Source organism: Pseudomonas sp. SIMBA_068 (genome assembly GCF_046534705.1).
Lineage (GTDB): Bacteria > Pseudomonadota > Gammaproteobacteria > Pseudomonadales > Pseudomonadaceae > Aquipseudomonas > Aquipseudomonas putida.
This window is the reverse complement of the sequence record NZ_JAWRYI010000452.1, coordinates 1-274: the sequence shown is the minus strand read 5'-3', so window position 1 is coordinate 274 and position 274 is coordinate 1. Positions and strand designations below refer to the sequence as shown.

The 274-nt window shown below is 37.2% G+C and carries 1 protein-coding gene; it reads right to left on the bottom strand.

Annotation, left to right across the window (positions count from 1 at the left end; genetic code table 11):
* The coding region (locus tag SB756_RS29920; protein ID WP_410913208.1) for a hypothetical protein at window positions 1-274 on the bottom strand (274 nt) is incomplete at both ends.

The following is a 274-nucleotide window of genomic DNA, read 5'->3' as shown; positions in this document are numbered from 1 at the left end:
CCACATACTTTTTATTGGAGTTATAATAACTAAGTACCTCTATATCGCCGTCAGAATAACGAATTGCATTTTCAATCATGTTAGTTACAACACGCTTTATAGCCACACTGCTGAGCGGAATACTCTCTATACTTGGGTTACTTTTAAAGGTAATAGAGCGCTGATGCTTTAACTCGCAATTAACGACCTCACCCACTAACGCGTTTATATCTTCACAACTGAGTTCTTCGCGTTTGTGGTGACGTAAATATTCAATAAATTGATCGATAATACC